Annotated in this window: 13 protein-coding genes; all 13 read right to left on the bottom strand. The window is 46.8% G+C overall.

The window, feature by feature from the left end; all coding sequences use genetic code 11:
• Positions 1-33: 33 nt before the first annotated feature.
• Positions 34-1221: a glycoside hydrolase family 88 protein gene (locus BBG47_RS17670; RefSeq protein ID WP_175400566.1), complete on the bottom strand. Its 1188-nt coding sequence runs from the start codon at positions 1219-1221 to the stop codon at positions 34-36.
• Between the two features lie 127 nt (positions 1222-1348).
• Positions 1349-3145 carry a DUF2264 domain-containing protein gene (locus tag BBG47_RS17665; RefSeq protein WP_083189410.1) on the bottom strand — a complete coding sequence of 599 codons (1797 nt, stop codon included), beginning with the start codon at positions 3143-3145 and terminating at the stop codon, positions 1349-1351.
• Between the two features lie 157 nt (positions 3146-3302).
• Positions 3303-4109 (bottom strand): gluconate 5-dehydrogenase, encoded by an 807-nt coding sequence (locus BBG47_RS17660; protein WP_021254845.1) that lies wholly within the window; start codon positions 4107-4109, stop codon positions 3303-3305.
• Between the two features lie 43 nt (positions 4110-4152).
• Positions 4153-4983 carry a 5-dehydro-4-deoxy-D-glucuronate isomerase gene (gene kduI, locus BBG47_RS17655; protein ID WP_094183182.1) on the bottom strand — a complete coding sequence of 277 codons (831 nt, stop codon included), beginning with the start codon at positions 4981-4983 and terminating at the stop codon, positions 4153-4155.
• A gap of 209 nt (positions 4984-5192) precedes the next feature.
• A complete protein-coding gene (locus tag BBG47_RS17650; protein WP_065292790.1) occupies positions 5193-7577 on the bottom strand; it encodes a glycoside hydrolase family 95 protein in 2385 nt (794 codons plus the stop codon).
• A gap of 294 nt (positions 7578-7871) precedes the next feature.
• Positions 7872-8537 carry a bifunctional 2-keto-4-hydroxyglutarate aldolase/2-keto-3-deoxy-6-phosphogluconate aldolase gene (locus tag BBG47_RS17645; protein ID WP_065292789.1) on the bottom strand — a complete coding sequence of 222 codons (666 nt, stop codon included), beginning with the start codon at positions 8535-8537 and terminating at the stop codon, positions 7872-7874.
• Between the two features lie 61 nt (positions 8538-8598).
• Entirely contained in the window at positions 8599-9561 is a 963-nt protein-coding gene (locus BBG47_RS17640) for a sugar kinase (protein WP_065292788.1), read from the bottom strand.
• Complete coding sequence (locus BBG47_RS17635) at positions 9558-11072, bottom strand: alpha-L-fucosidase (RefSeq protein WP_065292787.1); 1515 nt, start codon at positions 11070-11072, stop codon at positions 9558-9560. The genes BBG47_RS17640 and BBG47_RS17635 overlap by 4 nt, the downstream gene beginning before the upstream one ends.
• Before the next feature lie 371 nt (positions 11073-11443).
• Positions 11444-15532 (bottom strand): polysaccharide lyase family 8 super-sandwich domain-containing protein, encoded by a 4089-nt coding sequence (locus tag BBG47_RS17630; RefSeq protein WP_065292786.1) that lies wholly within the window; start codon positions 15530-15532, stop codon positions 11444-11446.
• A 130-nt stretch (positions 15533-15662) separates the two neighbouring features.
• Complete coding sequence (locus BBG47_RS17625) at positions 15663-17033, bottom strand: ABC transporter substrate-binding protein (RefSeq protein WP_065292785.1); 1371 nt, start codon at positions 17031-17033, stop codon at positions 15663-15665.
• A 186-nt stretch (positions 17034-17219) separates the two neighbouring features.
• Complete coding sequence (locus tag BBG47_RS17620) at positions 17220-18056, bottom strand: carbohydrate ABC transporter permease (RefSeq protein ID WP_021254837.1); 837 nt, start codon at positions 18054-18056, stop codon at positions 17220-17222.
• A gap of 17 nt (positions 18057-18073) precedes the next feature.
• Positions 18074-19021 (bottom strand): carbohydrate ABC transporter permease, encoded by a 948-nt coding sequence (locus BBG47_RS17615; protein WP_254659853.1) that lies wholly within the window; start codon positions 19019-19021, stop codon positions 18074-18076.
• 476 nt (positions 19022-19497) lie between these two features.
• Positions 19498-26384, bottom strand: a 6887-nt coding sequence (locus BBG47_RS17610; protein ID WP_083189409.1) for a non-ribosomal peptide synthetase, incomplete at its 5' end; no start/stop codon positions are given.

The raw sequence follows: 26384 nt of genomic DNA, 5'->3' as shown, positions 1-26384 counted from the left end.
TTCAAGCCAAATCATCGACTTTATTTCCTATTTCTATTTACGCTCATACCAGTAGCCAGGAATACCGCGTGTAAGACGCATGAGCGCTTCCAAGTAGTAATAATCGCCCCAAATCATATAATCATCAGGGGACAACCCACCATGGACATAGTACGAGCCATGCTTAAGCAAACCTTCCGCTGCATCGTCACCAATCGTAGCATAGTTGGTAATCAGCGACTCCATACTGGTTGATAGCATCTTCTCGAAATAAGGACGATCGGGGTCAGCTGTATCCAAATGTGAGATAAGCTCTGCCAGTCCGGCAGCTACAATCGCTGAAGCTGAACTATCGCGATATGTATCAGCCGTTACAGGCGCATTGAAATCCCAATAAGCAACACTGTCCTCAGGCAAATGCTCAAGGAAGTAGCGCGCCATACGCTTAGATGTCTCCAAAAATGCTGTATTTCCCGTATAACGATAGGAAAGTGCAAAGCCATATACGCCCCAAGCTTGCCCCCGCGTCCACGTCGAACCGTTGCTATAGCCCTGATGAGTCGCGCCGCCGATTGGAACCCCCGTCTCGGTATCGAAGAAGAACGTATGGTATGAGCTATCATCTCCACGAACGATATAGCGCCGCGTTTTCTCTGCTTGGATTTCTGCAATCTCTCGATACTTCGGATCACCCGTCTGTTCGCTTGCCCAATACAACAATGGCAGATTAAGCAAACAGTCGATAATGATACGACCCGCTTCTTGCTCGTTATCTCTCGTTCCCCAAGCTTGAATGTATCCGCTTCCATCGATCGTATCACGCCAACGCTTCAATAAATGATCAGCTGCATCCAGTGTCAACTCACGAGCACGTTCATCGCCTGTTATGATCCACTGCGCTTTGGAAGACAAGCTGAATAGGAAGCCAATATCATGATGATCCAATACAACTTTTTGCTCAAACCGCTGATGGAAACTAGCCACTGTAGCTTCTGCTGCCTGCCGATAACGTTCATCTTGTGAATATTCATAGCATAACCACAATATTCCCGACCAGAAGCCATTGGTCCAGTCGTTGTTATCATTCAGTTGATATTTCCCATCAAGGCTAACATGCGGAAACTGAGTTCCAAACTTATCCATATTGTTCAGCGTTTTCGCTAGAATATTTTCAATTGCTTGTGTGTAAAGTTTATTTGCTTGCATGACCGTTGTTTGCGTTCCCTCTGTAGACATCTGCATTTCAGCCCTCTCCCAGAAAAATAACTCAATGCATTCCTTATGATAGCGGATACATTCCGCAGAATGTACGCCTTAATTTGTGTGAAATGTGAACAATTTTGACTTTTTTGTTGTATTCGCTTGCCTTCTACTTCACCTTAACCGTTGTCGTCTGCTCGTTATGGTGCACAATTACGCGATCCGATGTCAGCCTTACCTCAGGCAGCTGCGACTCACAGCCAGCAGGAACTCCTGCCATCACACTAACTAATAAATGTGTCCCTGGCTGAAGTTCAGCTCGCAGTGCAGGCATCAGAGTACGCTCATAGAATACATTGGTGTTAGGCTCGGTTCGGATCATCTCCGCTTGTGTGAATCCTCTAACCGCCTTGGCGATGGTGCTCCCGACAGGCGAATCGTAACTTGCCCAGCTTGTCTTGACAACGGCTGCGTCATCACTGCTAACCGTGGCGAACGGCGCTGAGAAACTGGCATCATAGGCAATTAAGGCACGGCTAGTTTCCAATTCGTGTATGCGTACATGGCTGTCGCCACAAGGGATAATCGTACTGCGAATTTTAACTCCGACTTGCGGCTTCCAGTTATGTATAAGTCGATCTTCATGCAGCTCATAGCTCGAATCGAGCGGCTTATCACGAAAATGTACGCCATCCTCACTAACAGCAAGCACACTATCAAAAGCACCTTCATAGTAGTAATAATTACTGCGCGGCACACTAAAGCCAAATACAGTCGAATAGGCAAATTTAGAGTACTTGGCGCAAGCATGGTTCTGATAGCCAATAAATTGACCTACTGGATACATAAGCACATGTTGTGAATGATGCGTATGTTCAATCATCGCCTTCATGCTCGGCAGCGGCAGTCGGCCTGGTGATACCTCTTGCTCTACTTCCTCTGCCTGCCAATAAGGATGTTCATCCGAAACTGCAAGCAATAAGAAACTTTTGAACGCCCAATACGGGGAACCCGCACCGTTATAGCCCTCGCCCATCACCAAGTTCTGATAGTGATAGCCTACGCTTAGCACGCCATCTGTCGTAAAAATATCATGATTCATCCAGCTTCGCATATTGCGCGCATACAATCCTTTAATGACGCCCCATGGCAGCGCTTCAACATCGGCCAGCACAAGCGCGCTCCAGAAGCTTGCTTGCGCAAATCGATACGCTAGACTGCGACCGAAAGGAATCGCCTCTCCCTTGCTATCGAACCAATACTGATAGCTGCGCGCAAAAAGTATAGCCCGCTCTTTCAACCTAGCTGCCCGCTCCGGATCTTCATCCGCCATAAACGCAACGTAGATTAAACTATAATAATGGAACGCCCATGGGATGTAATAATCAAACTGCTGATCCACACCGTCAAAGTACCAGCCATCGCCAACATAGCAAGACTCAATCAGGGCAAAATCTTCTTCGATCTTCTCCTGAGAATACTTCATGCCAAGTCGCTTCAGTGCCACATTCACTAAGATGCGAAAGAAGTGCCAGTTATTCGGTGCCAAACGGCGTTCATTAATTTGCCATAACCAGTCCGCCAAATGCTGCTGTTCTGTCTTCGAAAGAGTATCCCAAGTTTTGTGTGGTGCAAGCAGCAGTGTAGTCGCGATAGAAGCCATCTCGACCAGCAGCTGATCGCCATCCATCGTCTTGCCATAATAATGCTCGCTGTGTGGGTTGCACCCCTCCGCTAGTCCACGCATCCATTGATGCTGAAGCTGCTCGTCATCATAATGAACGAGGAAAGGCCCCAATCCCCACAGGATTCGTAAGAATCCTTCGGCATCTCTGCGATTTTCGGTATAGACCGTGCCGTGGCTTCCTAATGCTAAGTGTCCAGGCTGCTCTGCCGCCCGCGACCTTAGCGGCTGTACTAACATCAACAGGGCTTCCGCAACATCATCACGATGATTCCACTGCATGCTACGTATTTTCTCCTTCACGATTACTCACGCTTCCTTCAACAGTTTTCACAGCACAACAAACCTCATAACTCACATCGTACACATCAGATAAATTACAAAGACTAACAGCAACGTACTCCTGTTAGTCTCTATATTTTCATCTTACTATTCGAAATTAAGGCTGCTTACCAATATAGGCAAGGATTCCACCGTCAACATATAAAATATGTCCATTGACAAAGTCACTAGCTGGCGAAGCTAAGAATACCGCAGGACCTGCTAAATCCTGAGTTTCTCCCCAACGCTCTGCAGGTGTCTTCGCAATAATAAATGAATCGAACGGATGACGGCTGCCATCAGCTTGAAGCTCACGCAACGGCGCTGTTTGTGGCGTAGCAATGTAGCCTGGTCCGATACCATTACATTGGATGTTATATTGGCCATACTCAGAAGCGATATTGCGGGTTAGCATCTTGAGGCCGCCTTTGGCAGCAGCATAAGCAGACACCGTTTCCCGTCCTAATTCACTCATCATCGAGCAAATATTAATTATTTTACCGCCACCTTTTTTAATCATGCCTGGAATAACCGCTTTGGAAACTATAAATGGTCCGTTCAAGTCAATATCAATGACTTCACGGAACTCTTCCGCAGTCATTTCTGTCATTGGAATCCGCTTAATAATTCCAGCATTGTTGACTAGAATATCAATGACTCCAACTTCCGCTTCAATCTGTTGCACCATCGCTTGTACACCTGGCTCGTCGGTCACGTCGCATACATATCCATGCGCCTCAATGCCGGCTTCCTTATAAGCAGCCATACCGATCTCTACCGTTTCTGGCTCACGAGCATTAAATACAATTTTTGCACCCGCACGCGCCATAGCGCATGCCATTTCCAATCCGATCCCATACACTGCACCTGTAACGAGAGCTACCTTGCCATCAAGGCGAAATTGATCTACCGAAAATTGTGACAACTCTTCATACTCCCCTCTCTATAAACCCTATCTATTCATCTATCTACTTTAGATCGTCCATAGCGACCATATCCATATCGGTGTATGTGATATTCTCGCCGCACATTGCCCAAATAAACGTATAGTTGCTAGTGCCAACACCGGTGTGAATGGACCAGCTTGGACTGATAACCGCTTGCTCATTGCCGACAACGAGATGCTTCGTCTCATCAGGTTTGCCCATGAAATGAAATACCTTGTTGTCCCCTTCCATATCGAAGTATACATACGCTTCCATGCGTCGCTCATGCGTGTGGCATGGCATCGTATTCCAAGCGTTTCCTTCTTCTAGGTGCGTATAGCCCATTTGCAACTGGCATGACTGACACACATTCGGATGAATGTACTGATAAATTTTACGCTTATTCATTGTGTTATCTGCACCTGTCTCCATTGGCTTAATGTTATCAATGGAAATACGTACATTCGGATATTTGTGATGAGCCGGGCTAGAAGCAATGTAAAATTTCGCTGGATTACTAGCATCTGCACTAGCAAACAGCACTTCTTTCGTTTCTTTGCCGATATAATAGCCATCCTGATTGTTCATCGATTCACGCACACCATCAATCGTAATAAACCCTGGACCACCTATATTAATGACACCTAGTTCACGACGCTCTAGAAAATACTCAACACCCAAATCTTTATTAAGCTTAATCTCCAACTGCTCTTTCGTAGGTGTTACGCCACCAAAAATCAAACGGTCATTATGCGAGTAAGTCAAGCGAATTTCACCGGGAACAAACACCTGCTCCACTAGAAACTCCTTGCGCAATTCTTCTGTTGTCATGCGTGCGATCGATTGTGGCGCATACGCGTAGCGCGTCTCCATAGTTTGCATTTTTTCTAATTCCTCCCGATTTCATAGACTTGGAATCATCACAATAAACAATGCGATCATTCGATATTGGATCTACAACCATCATAGTGAATGCACCCAACAATAGTAAGTCAATTATTTTGCTCGATTGTGAACAATTTTGACTTTCTTGCTTAATTGACTTTACTTTTTCCTTTTTATGTTATTAGTTCAATAGTAACCTACGCTAAGCTTGCTATAACCGTAGCTCCAAGCGGGATATCCAGCTGATACATATGTGGCGCGGGCTGTGTTACGGCCACCGCCATTGATGGCTTACCAGTACAAAAAGTAAGCGGAACCATACTATAAATAACACAAGGCTTACCAAGCGTAGACGTTATCTGCGCCTGCTGCAGCTTGCCTTCCTTCCAAGCCATATCAACGGTAAATCCACCGCGGGCACGTAAGCCAGTCACATGACCCTGCCGCCATGCAAGCGGAAGAGCTGGCAGTAGCCGGATTTCATCCCCATGCGACTGCAATAGCATCTCTTGCATCGCTGCTGCTCCACCAAAGTTGGCATCAATTTGGAATGGAGGATGGTCGCCGAACAAGTTCGGATGTACCGCTTTGCTTAATAGATTGCGTAAACTCAGATGTGCCTGTTCTCCTTCATCCAGCCTTGACCAGAAGTTTGCAATCCACGCTTGACTCCAACCCGTATGTCCGCCTCCATGGGCTAGGCGCCGCTGCAGCGTGAACTTAGCAGCTTGTCCAAGTTCAGGGCTGCGATGAGGAATGATCTGTTCCCCTGGATGCAAAGCGAACAGATGAGAAATATGGCGATGCCCCAGCTCTACTTCCTCATAATCAACCGCCCACTCCATAATTTGTCCATGGCGGCCGATTTGCGGCTGTGGCAGCTTACTGCGTACTTGCTTCCACTGTGCCAATAAATCTTTGTCCTCTTGGCACACCTGTTCCATATACCCTTCATCCAGTTGCAACAGCTCACCAGCACGGATGCATGCTGTAAACAACGCATACAAAATTTGCGAGTCCATCGATGGACCATAGCATAGCGCCCCGACTTCACCCTGTTCACTACGATACGAGTTTTCTGGAGATAGTGATGGTACGGTCACCAGCTGTCCTGATGGCAGCTCCAATAAGAAATCTATGAAAAATAACGACGCTTCTTTCAACACGGGATACGCACGTTCGCGCAAGAACGAAAGTGAGCCGTTATAACAATAGTGCTCCCACATATGCAGCGCAATCCATGCGCCACCCATCGGCCACATATTGGCGCTCACATATTCACCGTAAATGCCTGTATCCGCCCACAGATTGCTGCTCGTGTGAGCAACAAATCCACGTGCACCATAAATGTTGCGCGCTGTCTGGCGTCCATTGATGACCAAGCGTTCAATATAATCAAATAGCGGCAGGTGACATTCCGCTAAATTCCCCGTCTCGGCAAGCCAGTAGTTCATTTGCAAGTTAATGTTAAGATGATAGTCCGATTCCCATGGAGGAGTAAAACTATCGTTCCAAATTCCTTGCAAGTTAGCTGGCAGAGTTCCTGGTCTGGAGCTGGCAAGCAGCAAATAACGCCCGTACTGATAAAACAGAGCCTCCAGCCCATTATCAGCGGTACCTTGCCGGTATCGTTCTAGTCGCTGCGACGTGGACAAGCATTGCTCTCTAGTAATCTTCTGCTGTGGTGGCTCAGTTCTCTCTCCTTCCCCCGCCTCCAAATCCAACGTCACACGGTTAAACAGCGGCTTATAATCATCCAAGTGCCGCTGCTTCAATGTCTCATATGGCACTTGAGCTGCCTGTTTTGCCTGTTGCCAAGCAACAGCATAAGCATCAGCGCAGCGAAATGAAGTCTGCGCTGCTACAAAAAGCGTGACTGCGCGAGCTTGACGAATATCAAGATAACTGCCCGCCGTCTGACATTGTCCACCCTCAACTACTGCCCGCAGCACAACGGCATAACGTACACCATCTGCTCCTAATTGTCCTTTCATGGCAATAGCCTGTCCATCATCTGTCTGAACGATTTCACCGGTGAATGGTCTACGGTCAAATTTAGCTGCAAAGGTTAAACCTGCGGCGTCGGTCGTAGTCATCCGGATTACCAGCACTTGATCAGCGGCACTAGAAAATATCTCACGGCTGTACTGAATTGCGTCTTGCCGTCCCACTTCATAATTCACCTGAACTAAAGCATTATCCAAATCTAGCTCACGACAATAATCCTGAATTGAATGAACATCTATATCCGTATCAAAATCCAAGAACAAGTTGCCTAATGTCTGATAAGGGTGGAAATATTGTGGTACGTTCGTCATATGCTTCAACACTAACTTTTCTGCCTTGCGCACGTTGCCCTGCAGCAACAAGTTTTTAATTTCCGGCAACGCCGCTTGCGCACCTCTATTATCGTTATCCCTTGGACCACCATACCAAATCGAATCTTCATTCAATTGAATCTGCTCGCGCTGTATCCCACCATATACAACGCCCCCTAAGCGCCCATTACCGATCGGAAATGCTTCCGTCCATTTACTAGCCGCTGTCCGCTCAAGCAAATAATAGTTGCTTATATGATTCATTAAGCTACCCTCATTTCTGCAAAGAATCATGTGTAATAGCTTGTATCTTATCCCCTATCCTATACCGTACTTCGCACCATTATATCGACAATCTACTTAAAAATAGATGCACGATTATGACCATGTATGTGTCGTTTATTGACATATCGTACGCTTCAGTTGCTTACATCCTGATCCATTCGAATCGTGCAACAACCTATACTTGTCACTCGATTTGCTGGTCATGCCGCACAAAAAAATCGGACGATTCATACATGTTGAATCGTCCGATCTGCGTATATCATTTCGAATATTTTAGATCCCTTTTGCCTGACGATAGGCATTTACATAAGCGGCAGCTTTCTTCCGAATCAACGATAAATCGTTGTTCTTAACTGCTTCATTCGTCAAATCGGAGCCGATCCCTACCGCTACCGCTCCGGCTTTCACCCACTCACCAAGGTTATCCAACGACACACCGCCGGTTGGCATAATGTTAGCCTGCGGCAATGGGCCTTTGATTGCCTTGATTACGGATGGCTCATACAGGTTGCCTGGGAACAGCTTGACGATATCGGCTCCAAGCTCAAGCGCTTCATTAATTTCCTTGATGGTCATCGTTCCTGGCATTACCGGTACGCGATATCGGTTGCACATGGTTACGGTCTCAGCGCTAAGGAAAGGGGACACTACGAATTGAGCGCCGCTAAGAATCGCCGCGCGTGCCGTTTCAGCATCCAGTACGGTTCCTACGCCAATAATCGCATAAGTAGATTCATCCGACGAATCCCATTTATATTTTTGAGCTAGTGTCTCAATCGCTTTCAATGCAAACGGAACTGTCATCGTAATCTCTATCACTTTAATTCCGCCGCGTATCGCTTCCTCGGCCATTGCAACAACTTCTTCTGCCGTCTCCCCGCGAAGTACGGCAACGACACCTTCCTGCATAATCTTCTGAATAATCTGCATTTTCTTCATATTGTTCTCCTCCCCATTTATCGAATATCGTTTCTATTAATAGTTCTCAATTAAACACATCTTATCGCTCAACATGTACCTTACCAGCTAGAAATTGCTCGATTTGTGCTCCACTAGGGAGGCCTTCCCAATCGCCAACCGTCTGGATTACCTGCGAGCCTATCAAATTACCGAGACGAACCGCCTCTTCAAGGCTATATTCCCGCAGCAAACCAGCTAGAAATCCAGCACAAAAGCCATCTCCTGCTCCTACCGTATCGACTACATGATCAACCTTATAGTAAGGAACTGATGACAGTTTACCGTTCTCCAGAATATAGGTTTTGTCCTCGCCACCTTTAATAATGCTTACCGCGGACAGCTCACTGAGCTTGGCAACGATCTCATTCATCGATTCCGTCTCATACAGCAGTTTCAATTCATCTAATCCCGGTAAGAAATAATCCGCTTTTAGCGCCAATGGCAACAGAACCTTTTGGGCTGCTTTCACATCCCATAGCTTCAAACGCAAATTCGGATCGAAGCTCACTTTGACGCCGTGCTGCTTCGCGATGTCCATCGCCGCTGCCGCCGTCTCCGCGCAGGATGCGCTTAACGCAGGTGTAATCCCGGTAATATGTAAAATCTTTGCTCCAGCAATATATTCCTCATCCAAATGCTCAGGAGTCATTTTACTTGCCGCCGATAGCTTGCGGTAATAATAGACAGAGCTTCTTCCAGCCGCATTCTCTCGAATCATTAGTCCAGTTGGAGCTTCATCTGTGAATGAAGCGCGTGTAACATCTACGCCTTCGCCCCGCACCATCTTATAAATCCGCTGCCCGAACGGATCATCTCCAAGCCGACCGCACCAGCCTACGGAATGTCCAAGCCTTGACAAACCGATCGCTACATTCGTCTCAGCTCCTCCAAAGGAAGGCGTCAAATTCGATGTATATTCAAGACCTTTCCCCCCCTCGGCGATCAATAGGGCCATACTTTCCCCGAAGGTGACCACTTCCGGATGAGCATTTCGATTATTCATTCCCCTTCACCACCCTGATCCTGACTGTTGTACACTTCGAATGTGGACAAGTTTGGCCACCAGCGGGAGCCAGTGATCTGAAGACGCAAGCGACTGCTGCTTATGGCTGGGAAATGGCAGATCCGCTTGTGACCGATAATGGTACCCTCCAGAATGGGCTGCCACGTCCCTCTGCCTGCAGCAGTATCCGTACAATCCTCTGTCGTTGCAGCAGCATCGGCTTGCCAATACTCCAAGCTGAAACTCTCAATCCTCTGCGTATAGCGATACTCCTGCAGTACGATATGGTCAAACGTTTGCTCTGTTCCTAGGTCGACAGTGATACTCGCCACCTCTGTACCTTGCTCAGGAGCCCAAAACGTATCTCGATTGCCATCCAGTATATTGGCCGCTTCATATCCAGCCATCGCTTCACTAGCCGTAGCAGCAGCATCGCGTGCCACATTCGTCTCAAACGTATTGCTAATCCAAGCCCCGAGCTCCTCCAACCGCTGCACATCATTCTCGTGGAGCAGACCGCGCGTATCAGCAGGAATATTAAGCAAGAGCGTAGCATTGCCTCCGACCGAACCATAGTACACATTCCGCAGCTCATCCAGCGACTTGACTTGATCATCTTGACTCGCATGATAGAACCATCCCGGACGAATCGACGTATCCACTTCCGCTGGATACCAGACAAGCTCCGATACATAGGCGATAATGTCGCGGCTACCCAAGTCTTCATCCTCTGAAGTGAAACGCTTGGCGAATTCAGCATTATCTTCCTGCTGTGAATGTTCCTGAATTCTCTCCTTATCCTGCAGCTGCGCAGGTACTACGCTCCACTCCGACTTGCGACAATGCCCCGCCTCATTGCCACACCAGCGCACATCCGGCCCACATACCGAAATACTCGCTTCTGGCTGCAATTCACGAATCAGTGCATAATAGCCATTCCAATCATATATTTGCCGTTTGCCGTTAGGACCTTCACCACAAGCCCCATCAAACCACACACAGAAAATATCCCCATACCTAGTCAACAGCTCGCGCAGTTGATTGGTGAAGTACTCATTATAAGCTGGCGAATCCCCATAACACGGCTCATGACGATCCCAAGGCGATAAATAAATCCCAAACTTCAACCCGCCTTCACGACAAGCATCTGCCACCTCAAGAACGACATCACCCTTGCCATCTTTCCATGGGCTATTCTTCACCGAATGCTCTGTATACTCACTCGGCCACAAACAAAACCCATCGTGATGCTTGCAAGTCAGAATCAGCCCTTTCATCCCTGCGGCCTTACAAGCGCGTACCCACTGCCTTGCATCCAGCTGTGTCGGATTAAAAATATCCGGCTGCTCCTGCCCACTGCCCCATTCCTGGTCCGTAAACGTATTTACTGTAAAATGTACAAAAGCGTAAAACTCCATCTCTTGTATCGCCAACTGCCGCTCAGACGGCCGCACCAACGCTGCCGCTTTAACTTGCTCTGTTTTTATAACTCCACTGCTGTTCATTACCATTTCCCCCCTCTCATTTTCCCGCTGCAACATCTTGAAAAATATAAAAAGATATCATACATATCTATATGGAAATTAAAAACCCAACCTAACTTAGGCTAATAATAGCAAATCAAAGATAGGTAGAAACACGCATTATTTTTTTATATATATGCAATATTTTGACCTTAACATCGAAAGCCAAGATCCTAAAAATCGGACCTTGGCTCTCGATTGGTTATTTTAACCTCTACTAACTGTAAACTGGAAATATGTTCATCTAAACTCAAGCCTGCTGGGAAGCCACCTTCACTTAGATGATACAGTTTGGCACCTACTTAAGTCGTTGACCTTAAGACGTGACTAATGCAGATGGCTTGAATAGACAGCATCTCTTATTTCAAATCATTTAACATGCCTAGAATCAAAGTAAGTGCTTCAGCTCTGGTTGCAGCAGCATTAGGATTGAATTTTCCAACTCCATTTCCTTTAATCAGGCCTGCTTCTTCTGCAGTTGCCACATAAGGCTTAGCCCATGCTGGCACTTGATCCGCATCTGTAAACGTCAGAGTTGCATTTGGATGTACTTCAAGACCCCGTGCACGAACAATCATAACAACGAGTTCACTTCTGGTGATTTCTTTATTCGCACGGAATGTACCATCTTCATAGCCTGATATATATCCCGCTTTAGCAAGCGCTTGAATGTATGGCTGTGCCCATACTGGTGTTTGACTTTGATCCGCAAAAATAAACCCTGTATTGACTGGTTCCAACTTTAGCGCTCTAGCTAACATTGCGGAAATCTCACCGCGAGTTATCGTACCATTCGGCCTAAAGGTTCCATCCTCATAGCCACTTACAAAACCAAGCTCAACTGATTTTTTAATGGCAGCCTTAGCCCAATGAGCTGCGATATCAGACAAATCTACTTTAGGGGGTACTGGATCAGTAGGTTTCACTGGATTCACAGGTTCAGTTGGTTTAGGTTTAGGTGTTGGTGTCGGCGATGTTGGTGTTGGATCCGCTGATGGCGTCGATCCGCCACCTACCGGTGCATCGTCTTTATACGTTGCTGTTACTTTAACTGCTTCACCTGGCATGATGAACGTATACATGTTGTTATTCGTTGTATCTTGGGTTAACGTCAAGCTTGCTGGCGTAACGATCCACTTGTCGAACACTTTACCCACAGGCGTATCTAGTACTACAGTTACGGTTTCACCTTTCTTAGCAGTCTGTTTATCTGCTGTTACACCTTCCATGGTTACGGTGTAAGTCTTGCCGAGATCAAATGTTGCTGTGTACGTCTTACTGAGCGATCCCGAAGTATTGACTTCAATGCTAACTCCATCTTGTATCGGTGTAACTTTCATCCCCGTATCTGCAGTTAGCAATGTCAAGTTCGGTTGATGGACTTCAATTGTCACTGTGTTTTGCTTTTGCGTTGGATCGGATATCACAATTGTCATTTCGCCACGCTCTTCTTTCATGATGACCGTAGCTGCAGATTTAGCTTGGATGCTTCCTGCAGTATCCGCACTCCAGAAGTTCGCAGCTGTGATGCCAAGCTGCTTATTGCTAACAGCCTGTACTGTTGATGTATTGCTTAGCACTTCTACTGCCGGTTGTTCACTATAAGCTTGTGTTTGTACCGTTGTCTTACCTGGAAGCAACACATATTCGTAACTAGCGGCTTGTGGATTATTCCCATGATCAAAGGCAATGCTGGCATAGTTGCGCGTCAGCTTATCTTGCGATTGACCGTTGTTTATGTCATACCAAGAGCCTGTTCTCGCCTCGCGTACGACATGGAGTGTGGGTGCAGTTGGGAAGTAATAGCCCATATCCGCACCAGAACCTGCACCATTGCCCGCCAGGTGCACCCAGTTTACATCATTAATATCTGCTGCATAATCCAATGCTGTAGGCACCTGTACACCGTTAATCACAAATGCGTTATCACCGCTGCTATTCAACTTCCGATTATCAACAATCGTTTCTACCGTTTTTGTAGCGGCCGATGTTTTACTAATATCTGTACCGAGGGCAACAATTTCATCATCGAACATAAACCATGATTTCTTACCACTTAAATCACTACCCGTTACTTTCGTTAATGAGAAATCCATGCCGCTAGCGCTATACAAATGATCTAGAGTTGCGCCGCCAACATGACTTTTCGTATTGTAATAGTACGCCCATTCGCCCGGCATCTTTCCTTCTCCAGAACCGTCTGTCGTCGTGCCTGGCAAGCGGAAACTATTAACCGTTGCCCAATATCCATCGCGATATTGCAATAAGTCTCCGTTATAGATATAGGTCATGCCAAGGCCAGTATCCCATCCTTTTATATTTTCTTTGTTACCCATTTCAAAGGCAGAAATGCGATCTGAGAACATGCTTAGCCCAAAAGCGTAGTCCGGACGATGATGCGCGACACGGGCCATACTGTTGAACATATAACTGCGCGACAATTCACCGCGCGGTGCGACAGTATCATCGTTCATTACTTTCTTCAACAACATCACACTATAAATCGGCAAGCCTTTATAATAATCATCTAAGGTTGTATCTTTGCTTACCCATTCCTTAACCATACTGCGAATATTAGCGCTAACCTCTGGTGGTGCACCCTCTGCTAAACTTGCTAAAGCTACAATCGTGCCGCGAGCCGTACCCGAGTCTTTTCTGGAGATCCCCCGCCCGTTAACCATATCCATGTACAGCCCTTTGTAAATAACTGGTTCGAATGTATCACTTGCCCACTTATAAATGTTAGCCACACGTGGATCAGTCACAGGCCATGGTGAAGTGTTGAGCAAATAAGTGATGTCCGCCGTGCGGCTGAGCCAGACTGCACCATAGCCAGCAGTGTAAGCGATATTCGCATGCTGCACCAGTGAACCATCCTCATATACACCATCACCTTTCGTGACATAGTTAAATTCGGAACCAATCGAATCCCGTCCTTGCGTAATTTTAGCGCTATTTCTACCAATTACGCCGCGAAGAGTTACAACAAGTGCTTTGTCCAGCAAATTGCCACCGGTTTCGATCACGGAGCTATTTTGCACCCGCTTTGTTGGATTAGGACAATACTTATCAATTGTCCGCATGAAGTTGCCTATTTGCTGATCGTTCAACTCATCATACATAAGGATCAAACAATCATTTAACAGCTGCGGTGCACCGATTTCAAATCCCCACCAGCTGCTGGCGCTGCTGTAGGATAAACGCTCGTTATAACGCTTAGCGTACATCCAATCCAGGGCACCTATAATTACATCCCGCAGCTGTGGATCGTGATAGAAACGGGAAGCTCTTGTGTTGTAAGCGGTTGCAAGTGTTTTAATACGAGTAAACTCGCTAACGATGTTGTTGGCATGCTGCTCCTTCGTGTCAGCATTATCGACAAGATCCGACCATAAGTATCTGCGGCTGCTATCATTAGCACTAAGCGTATCGAGATAACCAGTCTTAGCGGCATTGGATACACTATTGTCCATCTCAGCTACTAGTCCCTGAATAGCGGGATCAGAAGCGAGGTTATCGTCTACAGCACCTACTAACTTCTGCTTCCAGCGTTCACGCAATTGGTCGTAAGCAGCTGCTGTCTCTGTGGAGTCTACACCAATGGTACTTTGTGCCTTTATCATCTGGTCTTCTGTTGCAACAGTGATTGTTGCCACACCCGCAGCAACTGCTGTTACATTGCCATCTTGATCAACAGCAGCTACGTTCTCATCACTAGTACTCCATATTACTTTGGGAGAGGGCAGGTTATTTGGAGTGACGGTTAATGTGAGCGGCTTCGTCTCCCCAACCGTCATCATCCTTGCCGTCGGTTCAAGAGCTAACCCCGTTATGCCGTCATATTCCTCCAGTCGAATGTTATCAAACCACACTTTGCCGGTGCTATTTTCTAAAAACAATTCAACAAAAAATTTGGCACCACCAGCCGGCACCGTTATAAAAACTTGCTGCATCGCCCAATCGTTCGTACCATACACCTTCGTTGAAGTAGGTCCATCGATTAATTTTGTGTTAGAAGCATTCAGCACAGAAGTGCGGAAATAAGCGCCGCTGCCACCTGCAATATTTTCGGTTTTGTACCAAACTTGCAAGCGGTATGATTTACCGGATGCAACAGGTGCCTTTGCATTAATTGACACGCGGCTTGTTTGGGAAGCATCAATCAGCATCGATTGCTGACCACTATAAGAATGATAGGTAGCGACCGTTACACTTACTGTCCTGCCAGCTGGTTTACCAGAACCTACAGGAATCCATGTGTCCCAATTAACAGGCGCAGGGTTCGTATCCGTATATTGAGTCCAAGTACCGCTCGGCGCTGCAGTTGATTCGAAATCGCCATTTGGAAATAAATTATTAACATTTGATGTCATCGCTACACCTGTGCCAACCGGCAAGAATGTGACTACTATTGCAACTGCTAGTATCCAACTTAGTATTCTTTTCATCACTCTTCACCCCTTCTCTCAGCACCATACAGAAAAGGCGTCCCTCTTCCCACTATCTGCACTTTATATAGCATGGAATATAGAGACGCCTTGTTTCAGCGTTGCTAGTTATTATGTTACTTACGAATTGTTACTTCTTCTCTTTCTCATTAATTATCTTCGTCGCTTCTTCAACCATCCATGCTTGTACTTTCTCAATTGGCTCGGAGCTAAGCATAAATTTGCTGAAGCCATCGTCGATAACTTTTGTTAAGTCAGCACTTGAAATGGTAAGCACCTTGGAAGCATCCAAATACTTAATATCGTCGCCAAACAGCGTGTTCTTTAACGACTCTACATCGTACTTGTCCTTGTTTTTGCCGATCATGCGCTCCAATAGTGCTGTCTGATCTGCTTTCTTCCAACCGGAAAATTCTTGTCTATTAGCTGAATCAGCTGTAGACATAAAGCGCATCAGCTTATATGACTCTTCCTTGTGCTTCGTTGTTGAACCCATTGCTAATTGTGAACTGCCAACAAAGTATTTACCGCCCTCATAATCTTTAGGCAAAGCATTCTTTGGAGGCAAAGGAACTGGCGCGAAAGCAGTCACAAAATCATGTGGGTACTGCTCAAGATTCCCTGGATCTGGAATCGTGAAGCTGCCTGACATGATCATCGCTGCACTACCACCGAAAAATTCACTGCGATAGTTAAGCTTAGATGCTAGCACATCCGCATATGGTTTCGCTGACTTGTCAAAATTTTCCATGTCCTTGCGCAGTTGGAAGAAGTACGGATAGGTTGGGTCAGACAGAATTGTACTGCCATCGTCATAGCGGAACGGATCTTTCATTACCGTTTGCGCTGGGGCATTCATATACAACTCCCACGTATGGAAGTATGTTCCGTATCGTTTGTCTACGCCTTCGCCTTTTGTTAGCTTCTTCGCATAGTCACGATAGTCATCCCATGTCCAGCCGAATTTAGGAACAGGCAGTCCCGCTTCATCCAACGCATTCTTATTGAGCATTACATAGGTATAACCTGATGTATATGGCATCCCGTAATATTTGCCGTCTATTTGCGGATTTACATAATACTCATCTTCCGCTTTCAAACCTTCTTTATCATAGAATTCATTTAGTGGCGTAAATGCACTGCGAACCGCTCTTTCAACAACCGCTGAAGTACTTGGCAATTGAACGACGTCAACTTCATCTCCTGACGAAATAAGGAAGTCCAGTTTCTTCAACATTTCCAATGAATTACCTGGAACGAGCACGACATGTTCCACTTTAATACCAGGGTTGGCAGCTTCAAACTCACGCAGCATTGCGTCTGTACCCTCTTGTTGAGCCTCATTATCCCAGTTATAGTACTTAAGGGTCACTTCCTTCTTCTCTGTACCGTTCGATTGTGCGGATTCGTCAGCTTTGTTTCCACAAGCGCTTGTAAACATCATTAATGCTAGTAGTAGGCATGTGGACAGAAGAAAATAACGTTTACTTTTAGTTGCCATGTGCAACTTCCCCCTAAAATGAATGATAGTAAGCTTTGAGTCAAGGCCTTGTTAGCGCTTACAGACAGTATATAATGTTTGCAAATTGCCTGCGTGTATAATTTTGTGCTTGTGCGATAACGATTTTGACTTATTAGAAGACTCTCAACTAGAAATGTCTACAGATTTATCATGAGTCCGTATTGCTTACCCTTTCACACCACCAAGAGCAATCCCACTAATAACTTGTCTCTGCAAAACAATAAACACAATCAGCAGAGGAATAATCGCTGACACTGCCGCCATCATCATAATCGCATCGTTGGTCGTATAATCGTCCCTAAACAATGTCATGCCCAGCGGAACGGTATACAAAGATTTCGATTGCAAGAAGATTAACGGATTTTGATAATCATTCCACGACCAGATGAACTTAATAATCGCCACCGTCGCGATCACAGGCTGACAGAGCGGAAGCATAATCGAAGTGAAGCTGCGAAGGTGCCCTGCACCGTCAATTTTAGCAGCTTCCAAAATATCATCACTCACACCGGCCATAAATTGACGCAACAAGAATGTAAAGTAAATCGAAAACATACCCATCAATATTAGCGCTGCATGGGTGTCATATAGTCCCAGCCAACGAATAAGCATGAAGCGAGGAATGAGCGTCGCTTGATCAGGAATAATCATCATGGCTAACAGCCCGGCAAATACAAGGTTTCGACCGCGAAATTGTAGTTTCGTAAAGGAATAGGCTGCCATCGTTGATATAAGTAGCGAGAGTAAAGTAACGATAATTGCCACTTTAATTGAGTTAAAGTAAATCTGACCGAACGGTACCTTTTGCATCCATACTGCCTTGAAGTTATTTACAAAGTTGGTTGCAGACGGAATCCATTCAATCGGGAAGCGCATAACATCTTTTTCAAATTTAAACGCTGACGACACCATCCATAATAATGGAAAGATAAAAAGTATAGACAATGCCCCCATTAACACGGTAGCGATAATTTTAGTAATCTTATTACGTAAGGTTAGCATCGTATTCTCCCTTTCTATTAAAATGATTCTTCTTGGCGCATCTTCCACGTTGCCGCAGTAATCAGACCGATAATCGCAAATAACAGCCAAGAGATTGCAGATGCATAGCCCATATTGTAGTTGACGAAACCTTCTTGATAGATGCGGAATACAATTACCGTTGATGAATTATCAGGACCGCCTTCGGTCAAATACGAAATAATATCGAACACTTTAAATGAACCAATTAGCATCGTAATAAGCAAGAAGAACGTCGTTGGACGGAGCAGCGGGATCGTGATATTGAAAAACTTCTTCAGCCCCGTCGCCCCATCAATTTCTGCCGCCTCATATAATTCTTCGGAGATATTGGACAATCCCGCCATGTATATAATAATCGTGTAACCGAGCCCTGCCCACGCACTAATAATAGCGACCGCAATTAGTGATGTTTTCGGATCAACGAGCCATTTCGGAGGATTCGATATACCAAGATCCATTAGAAATTGATTGATAGGGCCTAGTGAAGGGTGGAACAAGATGCTCCACACTGCTGCCACAGCGATAATCGAAGAAATGTAAGGTATAAAGAATACGACTTTAAAGTAATCCTTAAAGTAGACTTTACTATGAATAACAACTGCTAATACAAGCGCAAGCGCAATCGGAATTGGCACGGTTAACACCGTATATACTAAGTTGTTATATAATGCCTTCCAAATCGTTGGGTCTTGAAATAAATGAATGAAGTTTTGCAGACCAGCAAATTTAATACCTGATACCCCAGATAATAAATCCCAATCTGTAAAACTTAAGTACAATGAAAACCCAAGGGCAAATACATTAAGCATCAACATGCCCACTATTTCTGGCAGTAAAAACAGCCAACCAACTAATGCTTCCTTTCTCCGTGGCGACCAAAATTTTTTCACTACGCGCTCCGCCTGCTGCTTTGGAAGCTGATAACTTGATTTTGTCTCTTCCACTTTTTATGTCACCTCAGCTTATAATTTGTTGACTTCATCATAAGCCGCAGGCAAGGGAGAACAAAGGATGGATTATGACCTAGTGTGGGTAAAATTTTGACCTTTGTCATTTATGGAAACATGCAACCGAGTTGACTAAAAAGTAGTGATACCATGGTCTCGTAGTGGACTCGATCAATTGTTCACAAACGATTGGAGATTGATTGGGGAGTAGTTGTCCTATAGATTGAATTCTAGAAATAAAAGAAATGTAATGTAAACAGAACAGCGGCCCCTACTTTTCAATGTAGGGGCCGCCATCACTCTTTTTCGCAAGATTGAGATTCACTTACTATTACATATTTGATTATGATAAATCACGAAAGTTGACAAAGGAAAGACCCAAAAAATCATGTTACTGTATAATGCGAACGGATGAATGTGTAAGGAAACCGCCAGCCCGCCACCAAATAGAAGAAGCACGCCCCTTTTTTTCTTTACTTGTAAGCTTTGGATTTTTCCAAAATCGCTTTTACGAGCGATGCGTTTGCTGGAGCATAGTCTCTTTCCAGCATCTGCTCGTGCTTGCCGTTTCCTGAATAGAAGTGCAACTGTCCAGTTGTTAACTCGCTCCAGGACGTCCATCCGCGTTCTACTTCGCCTATTGCTTCCGACGATTGGATCAGATAGATGTCTGCCCGAACTTCTCCTGTCGTTTCCCTATTATCGACCCAATTTTTGTAAGCTATAATGTTTTGTCTAACTTCTTCTTCGTCTAGTCCTGGAACATAACGAAGAAATAGAGAAATTTCTTCTTGCAGCGTCTGCAGGTACTCTTCTTGCAGCATGTTCAAGGAATGCGAATCTCTTGGGTAGGCATCAAGCATAATGATGCCGGCTACTTCGCGATTTTGTTGTTCCAGCTGCTTGGCCACTTCAAACGCCAGATTACCTCCTGCAGAGTAGCCCAACAAATAGAGCGAACCCTGAGGCTGCAGCTTGTGAACGCTTTGTGCAAAGTATGAGGCTACATCTTCGCAGCTAATAAAATCATAGGCATATATAGCAGCCGTATCTCGCAGCAATGTCGCCAGCATCGTAAATACTTGACCAAAACCGACGATAGGCGGGAAACAATGCAAGATTATGCCGTTTGCATTGTTTTCATTCCACACGGACACTCCTTCCGTTGGCTGCTTCGCTAGATCGTCTGGGCTGCTTCCGCTTTGAAGGTGATCAGCGAGTTCCATAACCGTCGGGTAAGCGAAGGCGGCACTGAACGATATGTCCACTTCCAATCTCCGGCGAGCTTCACTAATCATCTGAATCAGCATCAAAGAATGTCCGCCTATATCGAAGAAGTTATCGTGAATGCCAATCCTCTCTAAGCTGAGAATCTCCTTCCAAATGTCGGCAAGCGCTTGTTCTAACGTATTTCTTGGCGCTGTATAATTCGCTTGAAGAGGCTCATTGAGCTGTATATGAGCTAAGCGTCTGCGATCGACTTTGCCATTAGCTGTAAGCGGCAGCATATCCAGTTGCACGAATCTCGACGGAATCATATAGGCTGGGAGCTGCTTGGATAAGGCTCTCCGCAGTTCTCCGGCCACAAGCTCGGTATCCGCTACGACATATGCGAATAGAAGCTTCTCCTTCGCTTCATTTTCGCGAGCGATGACCGCCGCTTCCTTCACTTCCTTCACTTTCGCCAGAGCTGCTTCCACTTCGCCCAGCTCTATACGGAAGCCATTTATTTTCACTTGGTCGTCTGCACGCCCCAAATACTCCATGTTTCCGTTAGACTGCATTTTTGCCAAGTCTCCTGTGCGATACATCCGCTTTCCAGGGGCGAATGGATGGTCTACGAACTTCTCTGCCGTCAAGTCGGAGCGGTTAAAGTACCCTCTCGCGACCCCATCTCCAGCAATATAGATTTCTCCTGGTACCCCTATCGGAACTTGCTTGCCATCAGAATTGAGCAAATAGATGCTAACATTCGCAGCCGGTACGCCAATGGGAACCGACCCGCTCGTATCTGTTGCCGGATCGTATCGATAAATCATGCAGCCGACAACCGTTTCTGTCGGGCCGTATTCATTGAATATCTCGATTTCTCCGCCAAATTGTTCATAGATGCTTCTCGCCAGATCCGTGGCAAGATTCTCTCCACCGACAATCAGCTTGCGGATGTTCGATCCGGGCGTGACCTTCAATTCCTTAATCAAACGTAAATGAGCAGGCGTCAGCTTGACAATGTTGACTTGATTATCGGTTACAATCCGCTCAATTAATAACGCTTTGTCTTCCCCGCTATAAATCCGAATCAGACTGCCTGTAAGCAAAGGCGTAAATACGGATGTCACCGTCAAGTCGAAGGAAATGGAAGAGTACAGCGGGAAATCCAGCCTTTCCCCAGCAGCATATACGTTTTTCGCCCACCATAAATAATTCGTTAGGCCCTGATGAGTAATCATTGCTCCCTTCGGATTTCCTGTCGTTCCCGATGTATAAATCACATAAGCAAGGTCGTTGGCGCTTGATACCGGCTCGAGATTCCATTCTTCTTCGCTGTAGACAGCCTGATCGTTCAGATCGATAAGCTTTCCTTCAAACTGTACGCGAGCCAGTAAATGATGCTGTGTGAGAAGCACCTGCGAACCGGAGTCCTCCAACATGTAACGAATGCGTTGATCCGGGTACTCCGGATCAATCGGCACGTAAGCTCCTCCGGCTTTTAGCACACCTAGTATGCCGACGATCATTTCCACCGACCGATCCGCCAAAATGCCGACCAATTGATCTGCTCGTACGCCAGCTGCCCGCAATGTCCTTGCCAAACGATTGGAACGGGTATTCAGCTCGCTGTATGTCACTTGCTCCTCTTCATGAACGATGGCTACCGCCTCTGGCGTTTTTTCCGCCTGCCGCTCGAACAATTGGTACACCGTTGCTTCCCGAGGATATTCCGAAGCTGTTGCATTTCCTGCCGCAAGCTGTGCGCGCTCTTTCGCAGTTAGGATCTCTAACGACGCAATCTGTGCCTGCGGATTTGCCGTAACCGCATGAATCAACTGCTCGAAGTGTTTCGCCATCCGCTCAATGGTCTCTCGTTTGAACAAGGAAGAAGCGTACTCGATGCTGCACGAAATTCCGTTCTCCATCTCTGCCAGTTGGAAGGTGAGGTCAAACTTCGCTACGGAATGTTCGATTGTATAAGGCTGGATGTGCAAACCTTGGATTTGCACATCTCTTTGCTCCACATTTTGTAGAACGAACATCGTATCGAAAATTGGGTTGCGGCTTCTATCCCTTTTGATCTGCACCTTCTCGACCAATTCTTCAAATGGATAGCCTTGGTGCTCGTATGCATCAAGCATCGTTTCTTTTACTTCTTCTACATACGATAAAAATGTTTTGTTGCCTGCCGGATAGCTGCGTATCGCTAGTGTGCCTACAAACATCCCCACCAGTGACTCCAAGTCGCTATGTGATCTGCCTGCAATCGGCGTGCCGACAACAATATCATCCTGCCCTGAATATTTATGCAGTAAAGTTGTATATACCGCCAGCAGTACCATATACAGAGACGCTCCGGTTTCTGCCGCTATTCGTTTCAAGCTCCGGCGGAGCGGAGTCCCAAGCATAAATGACATCGCTTCTCCCTGGAAGCTTTGCACCACAGGCCGGACATAATCGGTTGGCAGCTCCAGAACAGGAATAGGTCCACAGAACCTGTTCAACCAATAGGTCTCCTCCTGCTGCTTGCGCCTTTTTTGCGTCTCGGACTGCTGCCATGCCGCGTAGTCTTTGTACTGAATACGCAGAGGCGGAAGTTCTTCCCCTTCATACAAGCGAGCAAATTCATCTACCAAAATGCCTATCGATACGCCATCGGAAATGATGTGATGCATGTCGAGCACGAACAAATAGCGTTCAGACGTAAGCTCTATCAGCCCGACGCGTAAGATCGGCGGCTGCTCCAGATGAAAGGCGCGAATAAATGTCCGAACGGCTTCCGCGGCTTCCGATTCGCTTGCTTGCACATATTCCGGAGTGAAGCCAACCTCATGATGCACACATTGTACAGGCTCGCCTTCTTCCATGTGAAAGCTTGTGCGCAGCGTCTCGTGACGGGCAATAAGCTTGTGAAGCGCGGATTCAAACCGCTGCCGGTCAAGCGCCCCATTGAGTTCCAGCACTATAGGCAAATTGTAGCTCAAACCCGTTTCTTCGAGCTGGTGCAAGATATACAGCCGCTTTTGCGCGGAAGACACTGCATAATACCTCTTCTCTTCGACAGGTTCGATAGCAATGAATGTCTGCTGCTTTCTATCCGCAATGGATTCGGCCAGCAGCTCGATGGTGGAGAAACGGAATACGTCCCGCAACGGTACGTTCACTTGCAGCTCTTTATGCAGACGGCTCACCATGGCCGTAGCGCGCAAAGAGTGACCGCCGATTTCAAAGAAGTTGTCGCGTACACCTACACGGTCAAGACCAAGTATTTCTTGCCAAATGTACACAAGCTGCGCTTCGACGCGAGTTCGGGGCGCTGCATATTCAGCCGCGGCTAGAAGGTTTTCTTCCGGCGCCGGCAGCGCTTTTCGATCGATTTTACCATTTGCCGTCAGCGGTATCCTTTCGATCTGCACGAAGTGCGCAGGAATCATATAATTCGGCAATCGCTGAGCCAAGTGTTCTCTCAGTTCGCCTGCAGCCAGTTTCCGATCGGATACAACGTACGCACATAGCTGATCTTGTCCGCCCGCATCCTCCCGTGCGACTACGACCACTTCTTGAACCGACGACACCTTCAACAGCTGACCTTCCACCTCACCGAGCTCAATCCGGTAACCCCGAATCTTCACCTGATCGTCGATACGCTCCAAGTACTCAATGTTCCCATCTGGCAACCACTTGGCCAAATCGCCTGTCCGGTACATCCGCGTACCTGGTTCGAATGGGTTGCTCACAAACTTCTTCGCCGTCAGCTCTGGAAGATTCAAGTACCCCCTCGCCAATCCTACGCCCGCAATGCATAATTCCCCGGCTACGCCAATCGGTTGTAACTGATCGTTCTCATCCACGATATAGATCCGATGGTTCAGAATTGGACGACCGATAGGTACCAGCTTGCCGGTAGAAGCGCCAGTAGATGCTGGCCATATCGTTGCTGCAATCGAGTCTTCTGTCGGACCGTAAGCATTAAAGTACATCACGCTGTCTTGCCACTGCTTGACAAGTTGAACCGAACTAGCGGAGCCCGCCGTGATCAATTTCTTTAAACTCGGCAGATCATCTGGTTGTAAGTAGGCTGCATACGTTGGGGGCAAAGTTGCTGTCGTAATTTGATGGTCGTTCATATAGCTCTTAAATAATTGATGATCCAAAATCGTCGATTTGGTAGGAATATGGAGCGTTCCACCCAAAAATAACGCCTGAATGATCTCCCAGCACGACGCATCAAAAGACAAACTCGCGAATTGGATTACATGATCCTGTTCTCCGAGTTGTAGTGTGTTTGCAAACATCTGTTTCAAATTACACAAACCGCGATGCTCAACCATAACCCCTTTCGGTTTGCCCGTCGTTCCCGACGTGTAGATCACGTAGGCCAGATGATCCGCTGTTGCGCCCGATTCCACATTCGAACCGTCTTCCATGTACAGTTGTTCGTCATCCAGCATCAAACACTGGCCGGCAAAAGTCACACGCTCTACCAAATGACTTTGTGTCAGCAGCAGCTTCGCACCCGAATCCTTTAGCATATAGTCAATCCGTTCCGCTGGATATTCCGGGTCAATCGGCACATACGCCCCACCGGCTTTCAAGATCCCGAAAATACCCACAATCATCTCCAGCGAACGCTCAACCAGGATGCCTACCAGTTGATCCGGCTCTACGCCCTCCGCTTGCAGCGTTCTTGCCAGATGATTTGCTCTTTCATTCAATTCACGGTATGTTAATTGGCTGCCCTCGTATACAACAGCCACTTGATTCGGTGTCCACTCCACCTGTTCCTCAAATAACTGGTGAATCGTCTTGTCTCTCGGAGAGTCTGCCGCCGTATCGTTGAATATCTCCACAATCTGCGCCTTCTCTTCTTTGCTCACGATCTCGATCCATGACAGTTTCGTCTGCGGTTCATTCACGATGACATCGATCACCTGTTTGAAATGCCCCGCCATCCGCTCGATCGTTTCTTTCTTGTACAGGGAGGTGGCATACTCGATGCCGCATACAATCCCTTCCGATTCCTCCGCCGCACTGAATGTCAGGTCAAACTTGGCCAAGTTATACTCGAACGGATAGGAACTAAATCTCAAGCCTTCCAGGCTCAGTTCTCTTCGCTCTATGTTTTGCAGTACAAACATCGTGTCAAAGATCGGATTGCGACTTACATCTCTTGGTACATCCAGCTTGCTCACCAAATCTTCAAACGGGTAATCCTGGTTCTCATAGGCGCTTAACGTATTTTCTTTGACTTCCTGCAGATACTCTCGGAACGTCTTCTCCCCCACCGGGGTGTTGCGGATCGCCAGCGTATTCACAAACATCCCCAGAATCGGCTCCAGTTCCGTATGCGACCTGCCTGCAATTGGCGTTCCTACGACAATATCTTCCTGTCCGCTGTACTTGGACAGCAAGGTCGTATATACCGCCAGCAATACCATATACAACGTCGTTCCCGTTTGCGAGGCCAGCTGTCTTAATCCATCGCTTCTTCGCTCGTCGATCACGAAGTCAAGTCGATTTCCTTGAAAGCTTCTGACCGGCGGCCGGGCATCGTCTGTTGGCAGATCGAGCACCGGGATTTCTCCCGCAAACACACCCAGCCAGTACCTTTCCTGCTTGCTCATCCGCTCACTTTGAGCTTCCGTTTGCTGCCATGCTGCATAATCCTTGTACTGAATGCGTAGAGGCGGCAGCTCCGCTCCCTCATACAACTGAACAAGCTCCTGAGTGAGGATGCTCATGGAAGCTCCGTCAGAGATGATATGATGCATATCCAAGAGCAACAGATGGCGATCCGGTTTCAGTTCGAGAAGTCCCACCCGCAAAAGTGGCGCCTGGCGAAGATCAAACGGCCGCACGAACTCTTGAATATGCGCCTTCTCTTCCCCTTCTTGTACCCATGCATACGCTATGGCAAATTCCACGTCCCGGTGCACACGCTGTACTGGTTCACCATCGACCAGCTCAAAGGCTGTACGCAGCGTCTCATGACGTGCAATGAGACTGCGGAATGCCTCTTCCAAGCGATTGCGATTCAATGCTCCTTCAAGTATTAGAACGCCCGGCATGTTGTAGCTCCGCTCTGCCCCGTCGATCTGCTGCAAAATGTACATCCGTTTCTGCGCCGAGGACACCGGGTAGTAGTCCC

Origin of the sequence: Paenibacillus sp. KS1, from assembly GCF_001680695.1 — a bacterium.
GTDB classification, from domain to species: Bacteria; Bacillota; Bacilli; order Paenibacillales; family Paenibacillaceae; genus Paenibacillus_B; species Paenibacillus_B suaedae.
Note: the sequence above shows the minus strand (reverse complement) of the source record. Positions and strands in the feature narration are given on the sequence as shown.